Source organism: Polaromonas sp. (assembly GCF_018780625.1).
Lineage (GTDB): Bacteria > Pseudomonadota > Gammaproteobacteria > Burkholderiales > Burkholderiaceae_C > Polaromonas.
This window is the reverse complement of the sequence record NZ_JADMJK010000160.1, coordinates 3,121-8,087: the sequence shown is the minus strand read 5'-3', so window position 1 is coordinate 8,087 and position 4,967 is coordinate 3,121. Positions and strand designations below refer to the sequence as shown.

Annotated in this window: 7 protein-coding genes; all 7 read right to left on the bottom strand. The window is 62.9% G+C overall.

The features are described 5' to 3' along the window. Position 1: 1 nt before the first annotated feature. The gene (locus IV091_RS13040) at positions 2–604 is read right to left on the bottom strand and encodes a c-type cytochrome (protein WP_293469395.1); all 603 of its coding nucleotides are present in this window, start codon (positions 602–604) and stop codon (positions 2–4) included. A 107-nt stretch (positions 605–711) separates the two neighbouring features. After that, on the bottom strand, positions 712–1,995 hold the full coding sequence (locus IV091_RS13035) for an NAD(P)/FAD-dependent oxidoreductase (protein ID WP_293469444.1): 1,284 nt from the start codon (positions 1,993–1,995) through the stop codon (positions 712–714). 16 nt (positions 1,996–2,011) lie between these two features. Then, the gene (locus tag IV091_RS13030) at positions 2,012–2,320 is read right to left on the bottom strand and encodes a c-type cytochrome (RefSeq protein ID WP_293469393.1); all 309 of its coding nucleotides are present in this window, start codon (positions 2,318–2,320) and stop codon (positions 2,012–2,014) included. A gap of 56 nt (positions 2,321–2,376) precedes the next feature. Beyond that, positions 2,377–2,787, bottom strand: coding sequence for a DsrE family protein (locus tag IV091_RS13025; RefSeq protein ID WP_293469391.1), 411 nt, complete (start codon positions 2,785–2,787; stop codon positions 2,377–2,379). A 94-nt stretch (positions 2,788–2,881) separates the two neighbouring features. After that, positions 2,882–3,226 (bottom strand): metalloregulator ArsR/SmtB family transcription factor, encoded by a 345-nt coding sequence (locus tag IV091_RS13020; RefSeq protein ID WP_293469389.1) that lies wholly within the window; start codon positions 3,224–3,226, stop codon positions 2,882–2,884. 99 nt (positions 3,227–3,325) lie between these two features. Then, on the bottom strand, positions 3,326–3,607 hold the full coding sequence (locus IV091_RS13015) for a hypothetical protein (protein WP_293469387.1): 282 nt from the start codon (positions 3,605–3,607) through the stop codon (positions 3,326–3,328). Between the two features lie 37 nt (positions 3,608–3,644). Next, positions 3,645–4,967, bottom strand: a 1,323-nt coding sequence (locus IV091_RS13010) for a TIGR03862 family flavoprotein (protein WP_293469385.1), incomplete at its 5' end; no start/stop codon positions are given.

Below are 4,967 nucleotides of genomic sequence, written 5' to 3'. Positions count from 1 at the left end.
TTTACTTGCCGCTGAGGTATTCGGCCACCGCCGCCATTTCCTGCGGCGTCATCTTGCTGGCGATCGAATGCATGACCGCGTTGTCGTTAGTGCGTTCGCGCTGGTTGAACTGCTTGAGCTGGCCTTCCGTGTAGCTGGCAAACTGGCCAGCCAGGCGCGGCAGGCTGACTGTGCCCAGCGCGGCCTCGCCATGGCAGCTGGCGCAGGCAGGCACCCCGCTGTGTTTGTTGCCGTTCAGGTAGATGTACTGGCCCATGGCCGCCAGCGCCGCGTCCTTGGGCGGCTCGGGCGTGACCTTCTGCTTTTCAAAATACTTGCCCAGCGCCACCATTTCATCAGGCGTCAGCTTGGCCGCCATGTCCGCCATGGCCGTGCTTTTGCGCTGGCCGGACTTGAAGTTCTCAAGCTGCTTGGCGATGTACTGCCAATGCTGGCCCGCCAGTCGGGGAAACACCTCGCTGCCCGACTCGCCCTGGGCGCCATGGCATAGAAAACACACCCCGGACACGATTTTCTGGGCGCGCGCCTCATCGGCTTGCGCCCAGGCGCCGCCGGCAGCAACCATCACGGCTATTACGGCATACCATCTGTTCGCTGTTTTCATTCATTTACCCCGCATTGAATCGACCCGCCAGCACGTTGGCCCTATTGCAGCGCCATGCAAAACGCCGCCCACCTCGCGGTCAGCGGCGCCTGCAAAAATCCCCGCTATCAAGCCAGCGTATCGGCCCAGATGTTGCGGGCCCACGCCATGGCGTAGCGCCCTTCGAGTTCGTTGGCTGCGCTGGACACGCCGCCGGCGCCGGGCACTGGCAGCATGGTCATTTTCTCGGCGTCGTAGCGGTGCACGCTGGCCACATGCACCACGTCCTCATCGCTGACAAAGCTGTAGCAGGTATTGGTATAGACCGGCATGGGGTTGGGCTGCTTGCCAGTCAGCAGCGCCACCACCGCCGCCGCGCAGGTCTTGCCATGCTGGTTGGCCATGTGGCCGGACTTGGGCATGGCGGGCGCAATCTGGATCGAATCGCCAAGCACATGGACGTTTTTGACCGCCTTGGACTCGAAGGTCAGGAAGTCGACGTCGCACCAGCGCTTGTTGGCCGTGGCCATGCCGGTTTTGACGGCAATGTCGCCGGCACGCATGTCTGGAATGACGTTCAGCACCGCCGCCTTGACGTCGTCGTTGAACTCAAACTTGAGCGTGTTGGTGGCGGCATCCACGTCAGCCAGCTTGTGTTTGCCGCGGTATTCGACCATGCCGGCGTAGCGGTCGGCCCAGGCCTTCTTGAACAGCGGCCCCTTGGAAGTCACGTCGTCATTGGCATCCAGGATCAAGACCTTGCTCTTGGGCTTGGCCTTGCTGAAATAGCTGGCGACCTGGCAGGCGCGCTCGTACGGGCCGGGCGGGCAGCGGTATGGTGCCAGCGGAATCGTCATGGCAAAGACGCCGCCATCGGGCATGGCTTGAAGCTGCTGGCGCAGGGCCAGCGTCTGGGCCCCTGCCTTCCAGCTGTGCAAAACCTTGTCCCTGGCGCCTTCTTTGCCCATGCCGGGCAGGTTCTCCCACATGAAGTCCACGCCGGGCGAGACGATCAGCCGGTCGTAGGGCAACTCGCCGCCCTTGGCCAGCATCACCACGCGTTTGTCGGGGTCGATGCGGGTGACCATGTCCTGAACCAGCCGCACGCCGTGGCGTTTGACCAGGTTGTCATAGGGCGTGGTGATGTCGGCCATGGTTTTGGAGCCACCAATGACCAGGTTGGAGATGGGGCAAGAGATGAAGGTGCTGTTGGGCTCCACCAGCGTGACATCAATGCCGTAGTCGGACCACATGCGCACATATTTGGCCGCCGTGGCACCGCCGTAGCCTCCGCCGACCACCACCACCCTCAGGCCGCTGCCGCGCCCTGTGCTGGCACAGCCCGGCAGCATGCCGATGGCACCGAACGAGCCCGCCGCACCGACGCCTTGTACAAATTGACGACGTTTGATCATGATCGTGCCTTTGTTATTTTTTCAGGGCTGAAAAGTACGCGGCCAGGGCCGCGAGCTGCTCGTCCGAGTAGCCCTTGGAGAGCTGGTGCATGATGGTGGCCGGTTTTTTGCCGGTCTTGAAGTCCAGCATTTTTTTCAGCAGCTCGTCCTTGTTGGCACCTGCAAGCGACTCATTGCCTGCCTGCGCCACGCCCTGCGTGCCGTGGCAGGTGGCGCACGTCGCTGCCATGCTGCGCACTCGCAGCGGATCCATTGCCTGCGCATAAGCCCCGCCGGAAAAAATGGCCAGCACACCGGCCAGCAACCAAGGATTCCAGTTCATTGCGTTGTCTCCCTTCGTTATTTTTAACAAAAGCACGCCGACCCAGCCGCACAGCCTCAAGGGCGCAAATACACATACTTTTCATTGGCCTGCAGCTTGGCCACTTCGGCCACGCCGGACGGGACAATCTTTGCCTCCATGGCAACCTTGTCCTTGGCAAGGTTACGGCTGACCAGGGTGTTGTTGCAAACCAGGAATTCAACGCCACGGCCGGCCAGCTCGCCAATGCCACCGACAAACGACTGGCCTTTCGGGTCGGTTGCGCCATCGAGCAGGAAGTCGATGCCGGCACCGTGCGTCACCACCACGATCTTGGCTGTCGGATCTGCCGCCAGATGGTTGCGGATGTTGCCAATAGCCCGCGAAGCCTGCGCAATTCCGTCGCTGAGATGGTAGACCACCTTGACTTCACCCCATGCCAAAGACACGGCAAGCAAACCGGCGGATAAAAAGGCCAAGCGTTTCATGAGAAATTCCTTATATTTAATTTCTTGAATACTATGGATGCATAGCACGCCGCCGTTACCGTAGAAACCCGAAGCAACCCGGATGCCCAGTTGTTTACTGGTCGGTGAACTCGCCCTCAATCGCGATTTGCGTGCAAACGGCGCGGCACAGGCTGGCCACTCGGTCGTCAATGATGCGGTAGTGAATCTGCACCCCCTCGCGTCGCTTGCCCAGAACGCCGGCTTGGTAGAGCGTGTTCAGATGCTGCGACATATTGGGCTGCGTGGTTTTGATTTCGCTCAGCAGCTCGCTCACGTTTTTTTCGCGGTTGCACAGGCTGCTGATGATCTTCAGGCGCATGGGCGCCGACATGACGCGAAAGACCTCGGCTGCCAGCTCAAAGACCTGATCGGGCTCAACCACCGCATCTGTGGTCTTCTGATTTGCGCGCTTGACCATTTATGAATTCCCCGTGTCGGCAATACGCCGAGTCTATATAGATAGTTCCGAATATACGCTGCCCGCAAGAAAATATCGCCACTCAGCGCCGGCTGGCGCCTACAGGGAAACTTCTTCAATGGCCATGGTGGTCTGCAGCGCGTGGTCGGCAATCTGCGCCGACATCAGCGCCAGCGAGGCCAGCGCATAGGTTCCGCTGATCACGTTCTTGTAGGCCACTTCCGCGGCCACCGCGTCACTGCCCAGGCCCTCGGTGGCGGCCACGATGCATTCCTCCATGCTGGACAGCCCCGCGTCGCCATAAAGCGCCTCGCCCTCGTAGCTGACACGGTATTCGTAGAGCCCTTGCTCGATCGGGTCAATGTGAAAGCGCACGATCATGGCTGGCTCCTGGTCACTGCTTCGGTTATTACTGTTTTCATAGCGTCTCTTGCCCGTTGTCATTGGGCTGGAGGTCAAAATGACTGATCACGCCGTGCCCGGCCGCGCGGCCGGTGGCCAGGCAGGCCGTCAGCAGGTAGCCGCCGGTGGGGGCTTCCCAATCGAGCATTTCACCGGCACAAAACACCGGCTGTCCGGGCAGGTTCAGGCGCAGGTGCGCGTCCAGCGCCTCAAACATCACGCCGCCCGCGCTGCTGATGGCTTCGTCGATCGGCCGGGCGGCCAGCAGGCGCACCGGCAAGGCCTTGATGCCGGCGGCCAGCTTCACCGGATCGGCAATCGCGTCCTTGTCCAGCAGCTCGTACAGTATCGCGGCCTTGATGCCGTCCAGGTTCAGCCGGCTCTTGAGGTGACTCGACAGCGAGCGCGAGCCGCGCGGGTGGCGCACTTCCACCAGCACCTGCTCGGGCGACTTGTCGGGCAGCAGGTCCAGCAAAAAGGTGGCGCTGCCGTGGGCCGCGATCTCGTCGCGCAGCAAGCCGGAAGCAGCATAGATCAAGCTGCCCTCGACGCCGGTGGCGGTGGCCACGAACTCGCCCCTGCGGCTGAAGCTGCGCCCCTGCGAATCGGTGAAATGAAGGGCGACCGACTTGAAGGGCTGGCCCGCAAAGCGGCTGGCAAAGTGCTCGGTCCAGCCGACCTGCGGCAGCGGGCTTTTGCCCAGCAGCTCCATCAGGAACTCGCGGCGCGTCTCGCCGGGCTCGGCCACGGCGGCGGCCACCTGGGCCGGGCTGTCGGGCCGCGCGGCCACGTCAAAACCGCAGTTGGACGGCTGCAGCGGCGCCACCGCCACGCCGCGTTCGGCCAGCAGCGGCACCCAGGCGCCGTCAGAGCCCAGGCGCGCCCAGCTGCCGCCGCCCAGCGCCAGCACCACGGCGTCCACCTCCACCTGCACCGGTCCGGCAGGCGTGTCAAATTTCAGCGCACCTGCCTCGTTCCAGCCCAGCCAGCGGTGCCGCATGAAAAACTGAACGCCCGACTGGCGCAACCGGTGCAGCCAGGCGCGCAGCAGCGGCGCCGCCTTCATGTCGGTGGGAAACACCAGGCCAGAGCTGCCGACAAAGGTTTCCACGCCCAGCGATGCGGCCCAGGCGCGCAGTTCGGTCGGGCCGAAGGCGCTGATCAGCTGCTGCAGCGGCGCGCTGTGCGGGCCGTAGCGTCGCAAAAAAACCTCGGGGGGTTCGGAATGGGTCAGGTTCAGACCGCCCCGACCGGCCAGCAAAAACTTGCGGCCCACCGACGGCATGGCGTCGTAGACCTGCACGGTCACGGCAGGGCCGACGCTGGCCAGCACTTCAGC

Bases quoted from the DNA above. Each gene is read 5' to 3' on its own strand.
- IV091_RS13040 (WP_293469395.1), bottom strand. From the start codon at position 604: ATGAAAACAGCGAACAGATGGTATGCCGTAATAGCCGTGATGGTTGCT.
- IV091_RS13030 (WP_293469393.1), bottom strand. From the start codon at position 2,320: ATGAACTGGAATCCTTGGTTGCTGGCCGGTGTGCTGGCCATTTTTTCC.
- IV091_RS13025 (WP_293469391.1), bottom strand. From the start codon at position 2,787: ATGAAACGCTTGGCCTTTTTATCCGCCGGTTTGCTTGCCGTGTCTTTG.
- IV091_RS13020 (WP_293469389.1), bottom strand. From the start codon at position 3,226: ATGGTCAAGCGCGCAAATCAGAAGACCACAGATGCGGTGGTTGAGCCC.
- IV091_RS13015 (WP_293469387.1), bottom strand. From the start codon at position 3,607: ATGATCGTGCGCTTTCACATTGACCCGATCGAGCAAGGGCTCTACGAA.